The sequence below is a fragment of the Lentzea sokolovensis genome (assembly GCF_033949975.1).
GTDB lineage: Bacteria > Actinomycetota > Actinomycetes > Mycobacteriales > Pseudonocardiaceae > Lentzea > Lentzea sokolovensis.
The window spans coordinates 602966-620668 of record NZ_JAXAVU010000010.1; the positions used below are offsets into that span (position 1 = coordinate 602966).

Annotated in this window: 18 protein-coding genes; 8 read left to right on the forward strand and 10 right to left on the reverse strand. The window is 68.2% G+C overall.

Features of this window, described 5'->3' with window-relative positions; all coding sequences use genetic code 11:
• Nucleotides 1-55: 55 nt before the first annotated feature.
• The 3 genes from SK854_RS24830 to SK854_RS24840 all read left to right on the forward strand — a co-directional run bounded on the left by SK854_RS24830 (nucleotide 56) and on the right by SK854_RS24840 (nucleotide 2881).
• Nucleotides 56-583 carry a YbhB/YbcL family Raf kinase inhibitor-like protein gene (locus tag SK854_RS24830; RefSeq protein ID WP_319977506.1) on the forward strand — a complete coding sequence of 176 codons (528 nt, stop codon included), beginning with the start codon at nucleotides 56-58 and terminating at the stop codon, nucleotides 581-583.
• A 447-nt stretch (nucleotides 584-1030) separates the two neighbouring features.
• Complete coding sequence (locus SK854_RS24835) at nucleotides 1031-2404, forward strand: mycothione reductase (protein WP_319977507.1); 1374 nt, start codon at nucleotides 1031-1033, stop codon at nucleotides 2402-2404.
• Nucleotides 2405-2467: 63 nt separating this feature from the next.
• The gene (locus tag SK854_RS24840) at nucleotides 2468-2881 is read left to right on the forward strand and encodes a hypothetical protein (protein WP_319977508.1); all 414 of its coding nucleotides are present in this window, start codon (nucleotides 2468-2470) and stop codon (nucleotides 2879-2881) included.
• Here SK854_RS24840 and SK854_RS24845 read toward each other — a convergent pair.
• Both SK854_RS24845 and SK854_RS24850 read right to left on the reverse strand, forming a co-directional pair.
• Complete coding sequence (locus SK854_RS24845) at nucleotides 2878-3282, reverse strand: VOC family protein (RefSeq protein ID WP_319977509.1); 405 nt, start codon at nucleotides 3280-3282, stop codon at nucleotides 2878-2880. The two genes, SK854_RS24840 and SK854_RS24845, sit on opposite strands and share 4 nt — an antisense overlap.
• A 68-nt stretch (nucleotides 3283-3350) precedes the next feature.
• Entirely contained in the window at nucleotides 3351-4589 is a 1239-nt protein-coding gene (locus tag SK854_RS24850) for a CynX/NimT family MFS transporter (protein WP_319977859.1), read from the reverse strand.
• A gap of 54 nt (nucleotides 4590-4643) precedes the next feature.
• On the opposite strand from SK854_RS24850, the gene SK854_RS24855 reads away from it, so the two are divergent.
• Genes SK854_RS24855 through SK854_RS24865 form a run of 3 tightly spaced genes read left to right on the forward strand, consistent with a single transcriptional unit; the run spans nucleotide 4644 to nucleotide 7551 of the window.
• On the forward strand, nucleotides 4644-5315 hold the full coding sequence (locus SK854_RS24855; RefSeq protein WP_319977510.1) for a FadR/GntR family transcriptional regulator: 672 nt from the start codon (nucleotides 4644-4646) through the stop codon (nucleotides 5313-5315).
• A gap of 44 nt (nucleotides 5316-5359) precedes the next feature.
• On the forward strand, nucleotides 5360-6463 hold the full coding sequence (locus tag SK854_RS24860) for an epoxide hydrolase family protein (RefSeq protein ID WP_319977511.1): 1104 nt from the start codon (nucleotides 5360-5362) through the stop codon (nucleotides 6461-6463).
• Complete coding sequence (locus SK854_RS24865) at nucleotides 6460-7551, forward strand: winged helix DNA-binding domain-containing protein (RefSeq protein ID WP_319977512.1); 1092 nt, start codon at nucleotides 6460-6462, stop codon at nucleotides 7549-7551. Before SK854_RS24860 ends, SK854_RS24865 begins: the two co-directional genes overlap by 4 nt.
• Here the strand turns inward: SK854_RS24865 and SK854_RS24870 are convergent.
• The gene (locus tag SK854_RS24870) at nucleotides 7548-8438 is read right to left on the reverse strand and encodes a LysR family transcriptional regulator (protein ID WP_319977513.1); all 891 of its coding nucleotides are present in this window, start codon (nucleotides 8436-8438) and stop codon (nucleotides 7548-7550) included. The two genes, SK854_RS24865 and SK854_RS24870, sit on opposite strands and share 4 nt — an antisense overlap.
• A gap of 73 nt (nucleotides 8439-8511) precedes the next feature.
• Here SK854_RS24870 and SK854_RS24875 point away from each other — a divergent pair, with 73 nt between their 5' ends.
• Entirely contained in the window at nucleotides 8512-9405 is an 894-nt protein-coding gene (locus SK854_RS24875) for an EamA family transporter (RefSeq protein ID WP_319977514.1), read from the forward strand.
• Here the strand turns inward: SK854_RS24875 and SK854_RS24880 are convergent.
• Nucleotides 9329-10828, reverse strand: coding sequence for a cobyric acid synthase (locus SK854_RS24880; RefSeq protein ID WP_319977860.1), 1500 nt, complete (start codon nucleotides 10826-10828; stop codon nucleotides 9329-9331). The genes SK854_RS24875 and SK854_RS24880 overlap by 77 nt on opposite strands.
• A gap of 28 nt (nucleotides 10829-10856) precedes the next feature.
• Between SK854_RS24880 and SK854_RS24885 the strand changes: the two genes are divergently transcribed.
• Entirely contained in the window at nucleotides 10857-11537 is a 681-nt protein-coding gene (locus SK854_RS24885; RefSeq protein ID WP_319977515.1) for an alpha/beta fold hydrolase, read from the forward strand.
• Here the strand turns inward: SK854_RS24885 and map are convergent.
• From map to SK854_RS24915, 6 genes are all read right to left on the reverse strand, one after another.
• Complete coding sequence (gene map, locus SK854_RS24890) at nucleotides 11524-12381, reverse strand: type I methionyl aminopeptidase (RefSeq protein WP_319977516.1); 858 nt, start codon at nucleotides 12379-12381, stop codon at nucleotides 11524-11526. The genes SK854_RS24885 and map overlap by 14 nt on opposite strands.
• A gap of 10 nt (nucleotides 12382-12391) precedes the next feature.
• On the reverse strand, nucleotides 12392-12520 hold the full coding sequence (locus SK854_RS24895; protein ID WP_319977517.1) for a hypothetical protein: 129 nt from the start codon (nucleotides 12518-12520) through the stop codon (nucleotides 12392-12394).
• Nucleotides 12520-14310, reverse strand: a complete 1791-nt coding sequence (locus tag SK854_RS24900; protein ID WP_319977518.1) for a penicillin-binding transpeptidase domain-containing protein — start codon at nucleotides 14308-14310, stop codon at nucleotides 12520-12522. Before SK854_RS24900 ends, SK854_RS24895 begins: the two co-directional genes overlap by 1 nt.
• Nucleotides 14311-14328: 18 nt before the next feature.
• On the reverse strand, nucleotides 14329-15180 hold the full coding sequence (locus tag SK854_RS24905) for a GNAT family N-acetyltransferase (RefSeq protein WP_319977519.1): 852 nt from the start codon (nucleotides 15178-15180) through the stop codon (nucleotides 14329-14331).
• A gap of 124 nt (nucleotides 15181-15304) precedes the next feature.
• The gene (gene ispG / locus SK854_RS24910) at nucleotides 15305-16435 is read right to left on the reverse strand and encodes a flavodoxin-dependent (E)-4-hydroxy-3-methylbut-2-enyl-diphosphate synthase (protein WP_036016096.1); all 1131 of its coding nucleotides are present in this window, start codon (nucleotides 16433-16435) and stop codon (nucleotides 15305-15307) included.
• A 50-nt stretch (nucleotides 16436-16485) separates the two neighbouring features.
• Nucleotides 16486-17697: a M50 family metallopeptidase gene (locus tag SK854_RS24915; RefSeq protein ID WP_319977520.1), complete on the reverse strand. Its 1212-nt coding sequence runs from the start codon at nucleotides 17695-17697 to the stop codon at nucleotides 16486-16488.
• Nucleotides 17698-17703: the final 6 nt, after the last annotated feature.

Genomic DNA, 17703 nt, shown 5'->3' on the forward strand with positions numbered 1-17703 from the left:
GGCCCTCATGGTTGCACGGGGATAGGGTCGAAGTGATCACAAAAGGAGGACTCCCATGAGCCTCGAGCGCCCAGTCGCTCCCGACCCCTACCAGCTGCTCCCGCAGGTCGGCACCTTCACCGTCACCTCGACGGACGTGCGCGACGGCGAACAGCTCGACGACGCCCAGGTCTTCGAGGGCGGCAACACCTCACCTCAACTCTCCTGGTCGGGCTTCCCGGAAGAGACCCGAAGCTTCGTAGTCACCTGCTACGACCCGGACGCCCCGACCCCCTCGGGCTTCTGGCACTGGGTGGCCGTGAACCTCCCGGCCACCACCACTCAATTGGACACCGGCGCAGGCACCTCGGACGCCACACTTCCGGGTGACGCCTTCCACGTCCGCTCCGACTACAGCACCCGAGCCTTCGGCGGCGCCGCCCCACCCAAGGGCGACCACCCGCACCGCTACTACTTCGTGGTGCACGCCGTGGACGTGGACAAGCTGGACGTCGACGAAAACGCCTCCCCGGCGGTCGTCAGCTTCAACCTGGCCTTCCACACCCTGGCAAGGGCGATCATCACCCCGACCTACCAGCACTAACAGCAGCGCGAACGCCTGATCGCCCGCGAAGCCGAAGGCGAGCCGTCTTTACCGAGCGGTCAGGGCGGTGGGGTCCCGTCACGAGTCGCACCACAGCTCTTGCTGCATCTGAAGAGGAGGGTCAAGTCGACACGCTTTTCGTCGACTTGACCCTCCTCTTCAGATGTGGCCCGCTCTTGGTTCGGCTCGTGACGGGACCCCACCGCCAACGCAACCCTCAAAGCAACGCGCAGCCGCCCAACGCAACAGGCGTGCCATCAACCCGCCGAGGGCGCCCTCCCCCGATCAGATTGCCGGGGGTCTGGGGGCAGAGCCCCCAGGGGAAGCACGCAAGGCGACAGGCCGCCCGCAAGGCGACCACGGCACAAACCCGCGTCCAACCCCCGTAAGCCCCACGTAACCCCCAACCAGGGAACACGACCCATCCCAAAATGGTTGGATCCACACGTGAGGCACTTCGACCTGGTCATCATCGGCACCGGCTCCGGCAACAGCATCCCGACGGACGCCATGGCAGGCTGGCAGATCGCCATCCTGGAAAAGGGGACCTTCGGCGGCACCTGCCTGAACGTGGGCTGCATCCCCACAAAAATGTTCGTCCACACCGCAGACCAGGCAGCAGCCCCGCAGAACGCCAAAAAGCTAGGCGTGGACGCCACGCTGGACGCAGTCCACTGGCCAGAAATCCGCGACCGCATCTTCAACAGGATCGACCCGATCGCCGAAGGCGGCCGAAACTGGCGAGCCAACGAGAACGCGAACGTAACGGTCTACGAAGGCACCGCACACTTCATCGACGCGCACACGATCGACACGGGCACCGGCGAGACCATCACCGCGGACCGGATCGTCGTAGCGGCAGGCAGCCGCCCGAGCATCCCGGACATCGCGGACCTGGACACCACGGGCTTCCACACCAGCGACACGATCATGCGCCTCGACGAGCTCCCCGAGAGCCTGGTCATCGTGGGCAGCGGCTTCATCGCCTCCGAATTCGCCCACGTCTTCAGCAGCTTCGGCGTCGAGGTCACGCTGATCGCCCGCTCGAACCTGCTCCTCCGCCACGAGGACCTTGAGGTCGCCACCCGCTTCACGGACATCGCGAAGCAGAAGTGGAACGTCCTGCTCAACCGCAAGACCACCCGCGCCGAGAAGACGCCCACCGGCGTGAAGCTCCACCTGGAGGGTCCCAACGGCGAGGAAACCGTTGAGGCACAACAGCTCCTCATCGCGACGGGCAGGCAGCCCAACAGCGACCTGCTGCAGGTACAGAACGCCGGCCTCGACACGCACGCCGACGGCCGCGTGAAGGTGGACGAGTACCAGAAGACGACCCAGCCGCACATCTACGCCCTGGGCGACATCAGCTCGGACTACCAGCTCAAGCACGTCGCGAACCACGAGGCCAAGGTGGTCCGGCACAACCTGGAACACCCGGACGAGCAGATCAAGAGCGACCACCGCTTCGTGCCGGCCGCCGTGTTCTCCAGCCCGCAGATCGCGAGCGTCGGGCTCACCGAGGAACAGGCCAAGGAAAAGGGCATCCGGTACGTCACCGCGAGCCAGGCCTACGCATCGATCGCGTACGGCTGGGCGATGGAGGACACGACCGGATTCGCGAAGCTGATCGCGGACCCGGCCACCGGACAGCTCCTCGGCGCGCACATCATCGGCCCGCAGGCGTCGACGGTGATCCAGCCGTTGATCCAGGCGATGAGCTTCGGTCTGGACGCGAAGTCCATGGCACAGGGCCAGTACTGGATCCATCCGGCGATGCCGGAACTGGTCGAGAACGCGTTGCTGAACCTGCCGCTGGACTGAAGTCCTTGAACGACAGGACTTCTGCCGCTGCCGCGAACGGCGATCTCCGACCAGGATGCAGCGATGACAGACAAAGTCCTCGTCGCCTACACCTCTGAAGTCGCCGCCACCGACGAGATCGCCCGGATCATCGGCACCGAACTCGCGGGCTGCGGGCTGAGAGTCATCGTGCTCCCGGTCACCGCGGCCGAAACGCTGTACGGGTTCGGTGCCGTGATTCTGGGTGACGCCGCCACACGCGATGCGCATCGGTTCGTGCGGCGGCACAAGGTTTCCCTCAAACACACGCCCGTGTGGTTGTTCCACCGCGGCACGGCCCCGGCACCGAACGACGTCATGCGCATGGCCCGGAAGCTCAACGCCCACGGGCCGATCAGCTTCGGCGGCGCCGCACCGGACTGGGATCGGGCGAAGGCGTGGGCTCGTTACCTCGCCGACCAGCTCACGGTGCTGCACCGCGGGTTCGTCTCCAACTAGGCCTGCTGGATCCGGACGGTGTTGCCCGCCGGGTCGCGGAACACGCAGTTGCGCACACCCCACGGCTGGTCGGCAGGCTCCTGCACGACGTCCGCGCCACCGGCCTGGAGCTTGTCGAACGCGGCTTCGAGATCGGGCGTGGACAGGTTGATGAACCCGTACGAGCCGTTTTCGATCATCTCGGCGATCGCGGTGCGCTGAACGTCTGTCAGCCCATCGGCCATGGCCGGCGGTTCCAGCACCACGGCGGAGCCGGAGCCGACGGGCGCGACCGTGATCCACCGCATCGTGCCCTGGCCGACGTCGGCGCGGACCTCCCAGCCGAGCAGGTCGCGGTAGAAGACCAGCGAGGCGTCGGGGTCGGTGTGCGGGAGGAACGTGGTGTGAATGCTGATGTCCATGGCCGTAACGCTAGGACCAGCGAGAACGCGCCGCTTCTCGATTCCTGACCGACTGACCGACTGATCGGCTAGACGTACCGGGGACGCCCGGCGATCATGCCGAGCACGGTCAGCGCGGCCAGCAACACCAGCTGCAGCGTCAACGACACGGTCCAGGTGCCGGTGGCCTCGCGCAGCACACCGAACGCGAACGGCCCGGAGGCCGCGATCAGGTAGCCGAGGCTCTGCGCCATGGCCGACAGCCTGGCAGTGTCCGAAGTGGACTTCGTGCGCAGCGACATGATCAGCAGCGCCAGCGGGAACATCCCCATGCCGAACCCGATCAGCACCACCCAGAGTCCGGGCGCGGCGGCGGGCGCCACCAGCATGCCCAGAATCCCGCCGAACGACAGCACTCCCAGCGCCAGCACCACCGGCGCCTGGCTGGAGAACCGGGCGGCGATCGGCGGTACGAACAGGCTCACCGGAACGCTCAGCAGCATCGAGCCGGCGAGCAGCATGCCGGCGGTGTTCCGGTCGACGCCGGAGTCGACGAGCATCGCGGGCAGCCAGCCCATGACGGTGTAGGCGAACAACGACTGCAGGCCGAAGAACACCGTGATCACCCACGCCAGCGGGCTGCGCAGCAACGACCGCTTCTCGGCCGGCGCGACCGACCGCACCACGGACGCCGCCTCACCGTGCCGCGCCGCGGCGAACCACAGGACCACCGCACCGGCCGACAACAACGCCCACGCGCCGACGGCCGGCCGCCAGGAGCCGAGCCAGTCCTCCAGCCGGGGAGTCAGCGCCGCGGCCAAAGCCGCACCAGCGGCGAGCGCTCCCGTGTACACGCCGGTGATCAGGCCGACCTTCGAGGGGAAGGACGCCTTCACCACCACGGGGATCAGCACGTTGGACACCGCGATGCCCGCACACGCGATAAAGGTGCCGCCCAGCACGACCCACGGACCGTCGATCACGCGCAGCACCAGGCCGAGCGTGAGCACCCCCAATGACAGTCCGATCGCACGAGCCATGCCGAGGCGGCGACCCAGCCAGGGGGCCGCGAAGGCCGCGAAGCCGAAGCAAAGCGCCGGAACGGCCGTCAGCGCACTGGTCCAAGCGGCCGAAACCCCAAGGGCGGCGCGGACATCACCGAGCACCGAGGCCAGACTGGTCACCGCAGGGCGGAGATTCGCGGCAGCGAGGGCGACCCCGATCGCGAGCAACGCGGACCCGACCAGCGGAACGTGACGATTAATGACGACCGTCACCCTGCGACCTGGATCGGTGGCAGTCTGTGCGGCAAGAGTCGTCTGCTTCATCGTCACGGGCACCACTATCGCAGACGTAGGATGTTCGGATGAAAGGATGACGCTGTGCCGTTGGCCACTACCCGACGGGCGGGCCTCGTCGACCAGGTGATCGAGCAGATGCGCAGCGCGATCACGACTGGTGAATGGCCCGTCGGGCAGCGCATCCCGCCCGAGCCCGAGCTGGTCACCGCGCTCGGGGTGGGTCGGAACACGGTCAGAGAGGCCGTGCGCGCGCTTTCCCACGCCGGACTGCTGGAGGTGCGGCAGGGCGACGGCACGTTCGTCCGCGCGACCAGCGAGCTCTCCGGCGCGGTCCGCCGCATGTGCGGGACGGAGCTGAAGGAGGTGCTCCAGGTCCGCCGCACCCTCGAAATGGAGGGCGCGCGCCTGGCCGCGAAGCACCGCACGGACGCCGAGCTGGCGCGCCTCACCGAGTTGCTGCAGAAGCGCGACACGGCGATGGAGGCCGAGCAGTGGGCAGAGGTGATCGAGCACGACACCGCGTTCCACGTGCTGCTCGTCCAGTGCTCGCACAACGCGCTTCTAGCCGAGCTCTACCAGGGCTTGACCGAGGCCGTCAAAGCTTCGGTGGCGGCCTCTGTCGACACCAGCCAGCCTGGTACCGACCAGGTGTCGCACACCGGGCTGCTGCACGCGGTCCGCGACGGTGACCAGGAGAAGGCGGCGATCGAGGCGGGCGGTTTCTTCGAGGAGTTGATCGAGAAGTTCTGCTGAACCGCGGACAACGGTTGTCCGCATGAGCTCATAGCGTGGGGGCCATGGAGATCACGCCGTTCCGCATCGAGATCCCGCAGACCGACGTCGACGACCTCCGCTCGCGCCTGGACAACGTGCGGTGGCCCGAGGAGGACCTGCCGGGCGTCGGCTGGTCCTACGGCATCCCGCTGAACTACCTGCGCCCGCTGGCCGAGTACTGGCGTGACGGGTTCGACTGGCGCGCGCAGGAAGAGCGGCTCAACTCCTTCCCGCAGTTCACGACCGAGATCAGCGGGCAGCGCATCCACTTCCTGCACATCCGCTCCCAGAACCCGGACGCGACGCCGTTGCTGCTGATCCACGGCTGGCCCGGCTCGTTCGTCGAGTTCCTGAACGTGATCGGGCCGCTGTCCGAGGACTTCCACCTCGTCATCCCGTCGATCCCCGGCTTCGGCTTCTCGGGCACGGTTCGCAAGCCCGGCTGGAACGTCCTGCGCGTCGCGTGGGCGTTCGCGAAGCTGATGGAGGGCCTGGGCTACGACCGCTACGGCACGCAGGGCGGCGACTGGGGTTCCGGAATCGCGCAGGAGATCGGCCGGGTGTTCCCCGAGCAGGTCATCGGCGTGCACGTGAACATGCTGCAGACGTTCCGGCCGCAGGGCGTGAACGACCTCTCGCCCGAGGAGTTGCGGGCGCTGGAGTCGCTCGACCACTATCAGAAAGATCTCTCCGGCTACATGCACCTGCAGCGCAGCCGGCCGCGCACGCTCTCCTACGCGCTGACGGACTCGGCCGTCGGTCAACTGGCGTGGATCGCGGAGAAGTTCCACGACTGGACGGACAACGAGGGCGCGCCCGAGGACGCGGTGGACCGCGACCAGATGCTGACCAACGTGTCGATCTACTGGTTCACCGGCACGGCGGGCTCGTCGGCGGCGCTGTACAAGGAGCAGTCGGCGACCTGGGGTCAGCAGCAGCCTTCGACGGTGCCGACGGGCGTCGCGGTCTTCCCGCACGACCTGAGCCTGCCGGTGCGGTCGCTGGCGGAGAAGATGATCCCGTCGATCGTGCACTGGACCGAGTTCGACCGCGGCGGTCACTTCGCCGCGATGGAGGAGCCGGACCTTCTGGTCCAAGACATCAGGAAGTTCTTCGGATCGCTGTGAGCACAACACTTTCGAACCGCACCCTCAACCGCACGCTGCTCGCGCGGCAGCTGCTGCTGGAACGGACGTCCATGCCGATCGTGGAGGCCGTCGAACATCTCGGCGGACTCCAGGCCCAGGCACCGATTCCGCCGTACCTCGCGCTGTGGACGCGGCTCAAGCCGTACAAGGTCGACGCGCTGAGCAAACTCATCATCGACCGCTCGCTGGTGCGGATGACGTTGTGGCGCGGAACTTTGCACCTGATCTCGGCCAACGACGTGTACCTGATGCGCACGGCGTTGCAGCCGGAGCTCAACAAGTGGGCGAAGATCGTGATGCCGCCCGCCACCCGCGTCGAGATCGACCTCGACAAGCTGGCCCGCGTCACGCGCGAGTACATCGACGCCGAACCGCGCACGGTCGCGGAGATCGGCGCGCACCTGGAGGAGCACTTCCCCGAGGCCAGGGCGCGCGAGATGTCCACGCAGGCGCAGATGCTGGTGCCGATGATCCAGGTACCGCCGCGCGGGATCTGGGGCGTGGGCGGCGTCCCGCAGAACGTCGCGATGGCCTCGTGGCTCGGGCGGGAGCTACCCGAACAGGCCGCGGTACCGGAGCTGATCAAGCGGTATCTGCGGGCGTTCGGACCGGCGACGCTCGCGGACATGCAGGCCTGGTCGCGGTTGATCGGACTCAAGGCGCACGCGGCCGACCTCGATCTGGTGGAGTACAAGAACGAGGAAGGCAAGGTGCTGCTGGACGCGCCGGACGGCGTGATCGTGTCCGAGGACGTGCCGGCGCCCGCACGGTTGTTGCCCGCGTTCGACAACGTGCTGCTGGGTCACGCCGACCGGAAGCGGATCATGAGCGAGGACGCGCGGTCGCGGTGGGGCGCGGTGCGCAACGGCGTGTTCCCGCCGACGTTCCTCGTGGACGGGTTCCTGCGCGGCACCTGGAACGTGGTGGAGAACAAGGACGCGGCGACGTTGACGATCGAGCCGTACTTCAAGACCACGAAGAAGGACATGGCCGGCGTCATCCGCGAGGCCAAGGCGGTGCTGAAGGTGATGTCCCCCAAGAAACCGCACGTGATCCTCGCTCCCTAAACCACCTGCCTGATCACGTCGAGGGTCGCGGTGATGGCGGGCCTGCGCGAAGCCTGGGTCCGCCACACCGCGTACAGCCGCCGCGTGGGCGTGGGCCGCAACGGCACGGCCTTGACGCCGTCCGGCACCTCTTCCCTGCCGAGCCGCGGGATCAGTGCGACACCGATTCCCTTGGCCAGCAAGGCCATCTGCGTCCGGTACTCGCTGATCCGGTACGCCACCACGGGTTCGATGCCCGCGCCGTGGAACGTCCGCTCCAGCCAGTCGAAGCAGATCGACCCCTCCGTCTGGCAGATCCACCGCTCGCCGGCCAGGTCGACGGGTTCGAGGAACTCCTTGCGCGACAACGGGTTCGCGTGCGGGATCAGCACCTCGGCGACGTCGTCGCCGATGAAGAGGCGGGACAGCGACTCCGGCACAGGAAGTGGCGTGTTCGCCCAGTCGTGCACGATCGCCAGGTCGAGCTCACCGCGGGCGACGGCCTCGGTGGCGTAGGGCGGGTCGATCTCCGTGAGCCGCACGTCCAGGGCCGGGTGCTGCTCGGCCAAGCTCACCAGCACGTCGGGCAGCAGGCCGCGCGAGGCCGTGGCGAAGGCGCCGATGCACAGACGGCCGATCGCGGCGCCGCGCTGTTCCTCCAGCGCCACCTCCGCCTCCTCGACCAGCTTGAGGACCTGGGCGGCGGTGTCGGCGAGCAGGCGGGCGGCGTCGGTCAGGCGGACACCGCGGCCGTTGCGTTCCAGCAGCGTGGTGCGGGTTTCGCGTTCGAGTTTCGCGATCTGCTGCGAGACGGCGGACGGCGTGTAGCCGAGCACGTCCGCGGCGGCGCCGACCGTGCCGTGCACGGCGATGGCGTGCAGCGCCTTCAACCTTCCCAGATCGAGCATGTAGCAATGCTAAACCCATCAGCTTAGTAATCGGAACTGGTGCTAAATAGTTAGCGCGCGCAAGCTTGGTCGCATGAGTCCCCGTCACCTCCTGCTCGCTGTGCTGGTCGCCGCCATCTGGGGCTTCAACTTCGTCGTGCTCAAGGTCGGCCTGGACGAGTTCCCGCCGATCCTGTTCTCCGCGCTGAGGTTCCTCGCGGCGGCGGTGCCCGCGCTCTTCTTCGTCGGCAGGCCGTCGGTGCCGTGGCGCTGGATCATCTCGGTCGGACTGGTGCTGGGCGTCGCGAAGTTCAGCTTCCTGTTCATCGGCCTCAAGGCCGGCATGCCGTCCGGGCTGTCGAGCCTGGTGCTGCAGAGCCAGGTGATCTTCACGACGGTGTTCGCGGCGATCGTGCTGCGCGAGCGGCCGAAGCCCGTGCAGATCACCGGCATCGCCCTGGCCGTCGCGGGCATCGGGGTGATCGCGTGGGACTACGGCCTCTCGTCGCCGCTGCTCGGGTTCGCGCTGATCATCGCGGCGGCGGCCTGCTGGGGCGTGTCGAACGTGCTGATGCGGTACGCGCGGCCCGCGGACACGTTGCGGTTCATGGTGTGGGTCAGCGCCGTGGCGGTGCTGCCGTTGTTCGCGCTGTCGGCACTGACCGAGGACATGAGCGCGCTCGGCCGCCTGGACTGGAGCGGGGCGGCCGCCGTCGGGTACGTCGCGTGGATCTCGACGTTGCTCGGGTTCGGCATCTGGGGATTCCTGCTGCGCCAGTACGAGTCGTCCGTCGTGGCGCCGTTCTCGTTGCTGGTGCCGGTGTTCGGGATGCTCTCGGCGTGGGCGTTCCTCGGCGAGGACCTGAGCGGGCTGCAGGCGGCGGCCGGTGGCCTGGTGCTGGCAGGACTGGCTATTCCGCTGCTGCTGGGGCGCCGGGCGGCACGAACAGCAGTCCTGCCGGAGCCCCTCGTTCCAGCAGGTCGATGACGGCCTTCGTGTCGAGGTGATCTGCCACCAGGTCGCCCAGCAGGTCCAACTGGGCCTCGCGGGCGGCCTGGAAGCTCACCTCACCCGGTTCGAAGTCGCGGCCCGCGCGCTCGGCCGCCCAGCGCAGGAACCTCCGGCGGAACGCGTCGTTCTCCAGCAGGCCGTGCCAGTGGGTGCCGATGATCCTTTCGGTCTGGGCGCCTTCCGTTCCGATCAACGGCTCCTCGGTGCTGCGGACGACCTGGCCGTGGTGGATCTCGTAGCCGGTGACGGGTTCGTCCCACGCGGTGCCCGACGGTGTGGCGAGGGTCTTGCGCGGCTGGAAGCGGATGTCGACGTCGAGCAGGCCCAGTCCGTCGACCGTGCCGTTCTTGGATTCCACGTCGTCCTCGATGTGCTTCGACAGCATCTGGAATCCGCCGCAGATGCCGAGAACGGGGCCGTCGAAGCGTTGGATCGCTTGCGCCAGGCCGGTTTCCCTGAGCCACGCGAGGTCGGAGACGGTGGCCTTGGAACCCGGCAGCACCACCAGATCCGCGTCGGCCAGCCGGGACGGCTCGGTCACGAACCGCACCGAGACGCCGGGCTCGCAGGCCAGCGCCTCCACGTCGGTGGCGTTCGAGATGCGCGGCAACCGGATCACGGCGACCCGCAGCCAGTCCTTCACCGGAGGCTGCGGCCTGCCGATCACGCCGTCCGCGTTGTAGGACAACGAATCCTCGGCGTCGAGCCACAGTTCCTCGCGCCACGGCAGCACGCCCAGCACCGGCCGTCCGGTCAGCGCTTTCAGCTGGCGCAGACCCGGTTCGAGCAGTCTCGCGTCGCCGCGGAACTTGTTGACGACGAAGCCGGAGATCAACGCCTGGTCCGCCGCGTCCAGCACCGCGACCGTGCCGAAGAGGTGCGCGAACACCCCGCCGCGGTCGATGTCGCCGACGACGAGCACCGGCAGGTTCGCGTTGACGGCCAGCCCCATGTTCGCGATGTCGTTGGGGCGCAGGTTGATTTCTGCCGGCGACCCCGCGCCCTCGCAGATGACGACCTCGTGGTCCCGCCGCAGCCCGTCCAAAGTGGACAACACGGTGCCGAGCAGCTGCTGCTTGCGTTCGCGGTAGCTCAGCGCGGACACCTCGCCGACCGCCTGACCGAGCACGACGACCTGGGACGTGCGGTCACTGCCCGGCTTCAGCAGCACCGGGTTGAACCTGACGCTCGGCTCCTTGAACGCCGCCCGCGCCTGCACCGCCTGAGCACGCCCGATCTCGCCACCGTCGAGTGTGACGAACGAGTTGTTCGACATGTTCTGGGCCTTGAACGGCACGACGTCAACGCCCTGGCGTGCCAGAAAGCGGCACAGACCGGCCACCAGGACGCTCTTGCCCGCGTCCGAGGTCGTCCCACAGATCAACATCGCGCCCCGCATGGACGCCAATGCTGCCATCATCACCCCCATGCTCACCGTCGTGCTCATGCACAGCCCGTTCCTCGGCCCGTCGAGCATGCGCCCGCTCGCCGACGAACTGGGCTCCGACGGGGTGGCCGTCCTGCTGGTCGACCTGCAGATGACGATCAACGAGGCACCGGTGCACCAGCGGCTGATCGGCGCCTTCTCCGACGCCCTGGAGGACTCCGGCGTCGGCGGCCCGCTGGTGCTCGTGGGCCACAGCGGCGCCGGCCCGTTGCTGCCGTGCTTCGCCGACGCCCTCGAAGTGGAGGTGGCGGGCCTCGTGTTCCTCGACTCCGACCTGCCGACGCCGGGCAGGTCGTGGCGCGAGACCGTCGATCCCGCCCTCGTGAACAAGGTCAAGGCGTCCGTGCGGGACGGCAAGCTGCCGCGCTGGGACCGCTGGTTCGACTCGGACCCGCTGAAGCTCGTGCCCGCCGGCCTGCGCGAGGAGATGCGCGACGAGGCACCCGAGGTGCCGTGGGAGTTCCTGAAGGAGACGCGCCCGAGCGTCGAGTGGTCCGGGGCGTGCGGATACGTGCAGCTGTCGCCGTTCTACGACGCCGCGGCGGCTGAGGCCACCGAACTCGGCTGGCCCGTGGAGCGCCTGGAGTCGCACCACCTGGCGGCCGCGACGTCGCCGTCGGCTGTCGCGGCCGCGTTGAAAGCCGTGATCAGCAAACTGTGAGGATCTCCGAGCCGGTCTCCGTCACGACGATCGTGTGCTCGAACTGAGCGGTCCAGCTCTTGTCCTTCGTGGTGACGGTCCAGCCGTCGTCCCACATCTCGCCCTCGTAGTCGCCGAGGGTGATCATCGGCTCGATCGTGAACGTCATGCCGGGCTCCAGCACGGTCTTCACCGACGGCTCGTCGTAGTGCAGGACCACGAGCCCGCTGTGGAACGTGCGCCCGATGCCGTGACCGGTGAAGTCACGCACGACGCCGTAGTTGAACCGGTTCGCGTACGCCTCGATGACGCGGCCGACGACGTTGAGCTCACGGCCGGGCTTCACGGCCTTGATGGCGCGCATGGTCGCCTCGTGCGTGCGCTCGACGAGGAGCTTGGCCTCCTCGGAGACGTTGCCCGCGAGGAACGTGGCGTTCGTGTCGCCGTGCACGCCACCGATGAACGCGGTGACGTCGATGTTCACGATGTCGCCGTCCTCGACGACCGTCGTGTCCGGGATGCCGTGACAGATGACCTCGTTGAGCGAGGTGCAGCACGACTTCGGGAAGCCGCGGTAGCCCAGCGTCGACGGGTACGCGCCGTTGTCGCACAAGAACTCGTGCGCCACGGCGTCGATCTCGTCCGTCGTCACGCCCGGCACCACGACCTTGCCGGCCTCCTGCAGCGCCTGGGCGGCGAGGCGCCCGGCGATCCGCATGGCCTCGATGATCTCCGGCGTCTGCACCCACGGGTCGGTGCCGCGCGTCGGCGCGGGCTTGTCGACGTACTCGGGACGCACGATGCGCGAAGGCACCTGACGCCGCGGAGATTGCACACCAGGCTGCAGAGGGGCACGAACAGGCATGCCCTCCAGATTAGCCGCCCAGTCGCGTGCTGCCCCGAACCTGGTCCTCCGCCCGCGGCTCCGGCACCCGCGGCGCGGGCAGCAGGATGCCTGCCCGGAGCAGGCGTTCACGCGTGGTCAGATCCTTGGTCTTGCTCATCACGGCACCGCCTTGAGGAACCTCGCTGCCACGTCCACGGCTGGAGTCGAAGTTTCTCCGCTGAGCACCAAGGTCGCGAACGCGAGATCTCCTCGGTAGCCCATGAACCACCCGTGTGAGTGCACGCCGTCACCGAACTGCGCGGTACCAGTCTTGCCGCGCACGTCCCCGTACGGCTTGAGTTGTGGTGCAGTGCCCGACTCGATGACCTCCCGCATCATCGCGCGCACCGGGTCGAGCGCGGCGATGGGCGGCGCGGTGGGCTGTTTGTCCGCTTTGGTCTCCTTGCCGCGCACCAGTTGCGGCACCGGCATCGAGCCCTTCGCGATGGACGCCCCGACCAGCGCCATGCCGAACGGCGAGGAGAGCACCTTGCCCTGGCCGAACGCGTCCTCGGCCCGTTCCACGACGTCGGTCGCGGGCGGCACGGAACCGGTGATCGTGGTGAGGCCCGCGATGTCGAAGTCGACGCCGAGGCCGAGCGACAGGGCGGCGTTCGGCAGGAGCTCCGGCGCCATGTCGACGGCGAGCGTCGCGAACGTGGTGTTGCAGGAGAACGCGAACGCCGAGTGCAGCGGGATCGTGCCCTTGTCGAACTCGCTGGAGTTCGGCACGATCCGCCGGCCGTCGATGGTCGTCTTGCCGGGGCACGGCACCGGGGTGTCGGCGTTGACCTTGCCGGACTGGAGCACGGCCAGCGCGGAGACCGCCTTCATCGTGGAGCCCGGCGGGAAGCGGCCGGTCAGCGCGAGGGCGCCCTGGGCGTCGGCCGGGTCGTTCTGCGCGACGGCCAGGATGTCGCCGGTCGACGGCTGGATGGCCACGAGGATCGCGGGCTGTGTGACCGGCTCGACGGCGTCCTCCGCGGCGGCCTGGATCGCCCGCGACAGCGCGATGGTCACGGCCTTGGCGGGCTCGGGGGCCTTGGAGTGCAGTTCCTCGACCTCGGTGCCCTGCGCGTCGACCGTGCTGATCCGGAAGCCCGCGTTGCCGGCGATGTCGTTCTCGACGAGCTTGCGCACGGCGGGCAGCACCTGGGTGCCGAAGTTGCGACTCGGTGCCAGCAACGACGTCTGCGAGCTGAACCGCACGCCGGGCAGTTCGTAGATCAGCGGCTTCACGGACTGGTAGTCCGGATCGCGCAGCGCCGCCACCTGGTAGGCCTGGCCCTCAGGGGTCTTCGCCACGCCGTCGGTGATCGTCTGCTGGGTGATGGCCTTGTCGAGCGGGTTCAGCGCGTCGGCGAGGGACTTGGAGACGGCGGCGACGTCACCGGCCTCCTTCGCGACGAGCATCACCGAGACGACGCGTTCCGGTGCGAGCAACGGCGTGCCGTCGCGGTCGAGCACCGGCGCCGGGTCCGGCGTGAGCTCGGCGAGCTTGACGGACTGCTGCGGGGCGAGCTTCGGGTGCGCCACCGACGACGCCCAGTGCACCTTCCAGGTGTCGCCTTCCTGGCGCACGTCGAACTTGGTCGAGTACGTCCAGTGGCGGTTCTTGCCGAGGTTCCAGTCGAGCGTGACGGACGCCTCCGACGCCAGCTCGCCGTTCTTGCGGATCTGGTCGACCTTGCTGCTCAGGCCTTCCGGTTTGAGCGCTCCCCGGAACTTGTCCAGGGTCTCCTTGGCGTCGTTCGGGTTGTCGGTCATCCCTGCGGCACCCTGCACGTCACCGGACGCGAGCTTCGCCAGGAAGTCGTTGGTGATCTCCGGAGCCCCCGGTTCCGACTTGAACAGCCCACAGCCGCTCACCGTCACCAGCACCACCGTGATCGTCGCGAGAAGTCGCACTCGCGCGAGTATGCCCGTTCAGAAGAGGACAGTGGCGTATTGCCCGACTTGTTCGAAACCGATTCGGCGGTAGGCGGCCTGGGCCACGTGGTTGTAGCCGTTCACGTAGAGGCTGGCCGTGCGGTTGAGGACCCTGGTGAGCCGGTCGGCCACCGCCGCCGTTCCGGCCGTGCCGATGCCCTCGCCCCGGCGGTCCGGACGCACCCAGACGCCCTGGATCTGGCCGACGCGCGACGACATGGCGCCGATCTCGGCCTTGAACACGACCTCGCCGTGCTCGAACCGCGCGAACGCACGACCTGCGGCGATCAGCTCCGACACACGAGCCCGATAGCCCGCACCGCCGTCCTCGGCGCACGGGTCGATGCCGACCTCTTCGATGAACATGGAGATCGCGGCCGGCAGGTAGCGGCCGATCTCACTGGGACGGACCTGGCGCACCAGCGGGTCCGGAGTGATCTTCGGGCTCGACGAGAGGGCCATCAACGGCTGGTCGCCGCGCACCTCGCGGGCGGGGCCCCAGTCGGGCTGCAACTCGTCCCAGAGCGTCAGGACCTGCTCGGCGGGACCCACCAGGCTGGAGCACATGCGGCCCCTGCGGCGGGCGCGGTCCGCGAACATGCGCATCGCCGACGCGCTGCCTCTGAGCGGGATCAGGTTCGGCCCGGAGAAGCACAGGCCGTCGACACGGCCCCGCAGAGGCCGGGAGTCCGAGCCCCACATCTCGCCGCCCAGACGCCACGGGTCGAGGCCGGCCACTTCCACCCTGGCCGCGACCATGCAGGCGGCTACGGGGTCGTTGTCGAAGACCCCGCGCACATCGATCAGGTCGCGTTCGTCGAGAACGCGCGCTCCGGCCAGCCTCAGCACGTCATCTAGCGTGCCAGATGACCCGTGTGTGTGGCATCAGCCAACAGTGCGTCTGTGCCTGGACACACGGTGAAGGGGCGCCTCGCGAAGTGAGACGCCCCCTTCACCTTCAGTCGTTCAGGTACTAGCCGACGGTGACGGCGGGGGTTCCGCCTTCGACGGGTTCCATCTCCTCGGCGAGGCGCATGGCCTCCTCGATGAGGGTCTCCACGATCGCGTGCTCGGGCACGGTCTTGATGACCTTGCCCTTGACGAAGATCTGGCCCTTGCCGTTGCCGGAAGCGACGCCCAGGTCGGCCTCGCGGGCCTCGCCGGGGCCGTTCACGACGCAGCCCATGACGGCGACGCGCAACGGCACCTCCATGCCCTCCAGACCGGCCGTGACCTGCTCTGCGAGCGTGTACACGTCCACCTGCGCGCGACCGCAGGACGGGCAGGAGACGATCTCCAGCTTGCGCGGCCGCAGGTTGAGCGACTGCAGGATCTGGTGACCGACCTTGATCTCCTCGACCGGCGGGGCGGACAGCGACACCCGGATGGTGTCGCCGATGCCCTGGCGCAGCAGCGCGCCGAACGCGACGGCCGACTTGATGGTCCCCTGGAAGGCCGGACCGGCCTCCGTGACGCCCAGGTGCAGCGGGTAGTCGCACTGCTCGGCCAGCAGTTCGTACGCGCGCACCATGACGACGGGGTCGTTGTGCTTGACGGAGATCTTGATGTCGTGGAAGTCGTGCTCGGCGAAGAGGGACGCCTCCCACATCGCCGACTCGGCCAGCGCCTCCGGCGTGGCCTTGCCGTACTTCTTCAGCAGGCGGGGGTCGAGCGAACCAGCGTTGACGCCGATCCGGATCGGGGTGCCGTGGTCCTTGGCGGCGGCCGCGATCTCCTTCACCTGGTCGTCGAACTTGCGGATGTTGCCCGGGTTGACCCGGACAGCGGCACAACCAGCCTCGATGGCGGCGAAGACGTACTTCGGCTGGAAGTGGATGTCGGCGATCACCGGGATCTGGGACTTCCTGGCGATCGCGGGCAGAGCGTCAGCGTCGTCCTGCGACGGGCAGGCGACGCGCACGATGTCGCAGCCAGACGCCGTCAGCTCCGCGATCTGCTGCAGAGTCGCGTTGACGTCGGACGTCAACGTGGTCGTCATGGACTGGACTGAGACGGGGAACTCGCTGCCGACACCGACGTTGCCGACCATCAGCTGCCTGGTCTTGCGACGTTCCGACAGCACCGGCGGCGGCAGTGCCGGCATTCCGAGCATCACGCCGTCACTCATGGGTTGTGCACCTTTCCGTGGATCACTTATTGCAACCTGATCGGGTTGACGATGTCGGCGGTCACGGTCAGCAGCGTGATGGCGCCGCCGATGAAGATGACCACGTAGGTGAGCGGCAACAGGCGCATGTAGTTGACCGGGGCGCCGGCGGGCTTCCCGCGCAGCTTCCTCAACCAGTCTCGCACCCGTTCGTAGAGGTTGACAGCGATGTGACCACCGTCAAGGGGGAGCAACGGCAGGAGGTTGAACACACCGACGAAGAAGTTCAGGCCCGCCAGCATGAGGATGAAGAACGCCCACAGGCCTCGCTCCGCGGCGTCACCACCGAGGCGGGACGCACCGACGACGGAGATCGGGGTGTCGAGGTCGCGCTCGCCGCCGCCGATGGCCTTGACCACGGCCGGGATGCGCTCCGGGAAGCGCATGAGGCCCTTCCAGGTGTTCACGAACATGTCGCCGGTGAACGCCAGCGACGCCGGGACCGCCGCGAGCGGGCTGTACTCGAAGTTCTGCTGCCAGGTGACGCCGATGGCGCCGACCTCCTTGACCTCGCGGCCGCCCTTGCCGTCCGTCACCTCGCGGGTGACCTTCGGCACGTTCACCGTGAGCGCCAGCTCCTTGCCGTCGCGCAGGACCTTGAACTCGGTCGGGCCGCTCAGGTCACGGGTGATCTTGAGCATCTCCGACCACGTCGAGATCGGCTTGCCCGCGATGGACGTGACCTCGTCGCCGGGCCGCAGGCCCGCGTCCTTGGCCGGGGCCGGGGCGCCCGCCTGGCACGGCGCGGTGAGGCCCACGGTGTGGTTCTGCACGCACGGCGTGATCTCGGCGAGAACCGGCAGGTCCTTGTTGTTCGGCAGGCCCAGCGACATCGCGAGGAGCAGCAGGATGATGAAACCGAGGATGAAGTGCGTGATCGAGCCGGCGGACAGCACGACGACGCGCTTCCACACCTTCTGGTTGTAGAAGGCGCGCTTGCGGTCGTCCGGGTGCACCTCGTCGAGCGCCGTCATGCCGGTGATCTCGCAGAAGCCGCCGGCCGGGATCGCCTTCAGGCCGTACTCGGTCTCGCCCTTGCGGAACGAGAAGAGCTTCGGGCCGAAGCCGATGAAGTAGCGGGTGACCTTCATGCCGAAGGCCTTCGCGGTCAGCAGGTGCCCGAACTCGTGCAGCGCGATGGACACCGCGATGCCGGTCGCGAACAGCAGCACCCCGAGGATGTTGATGAATGTGTTCACGGAAAG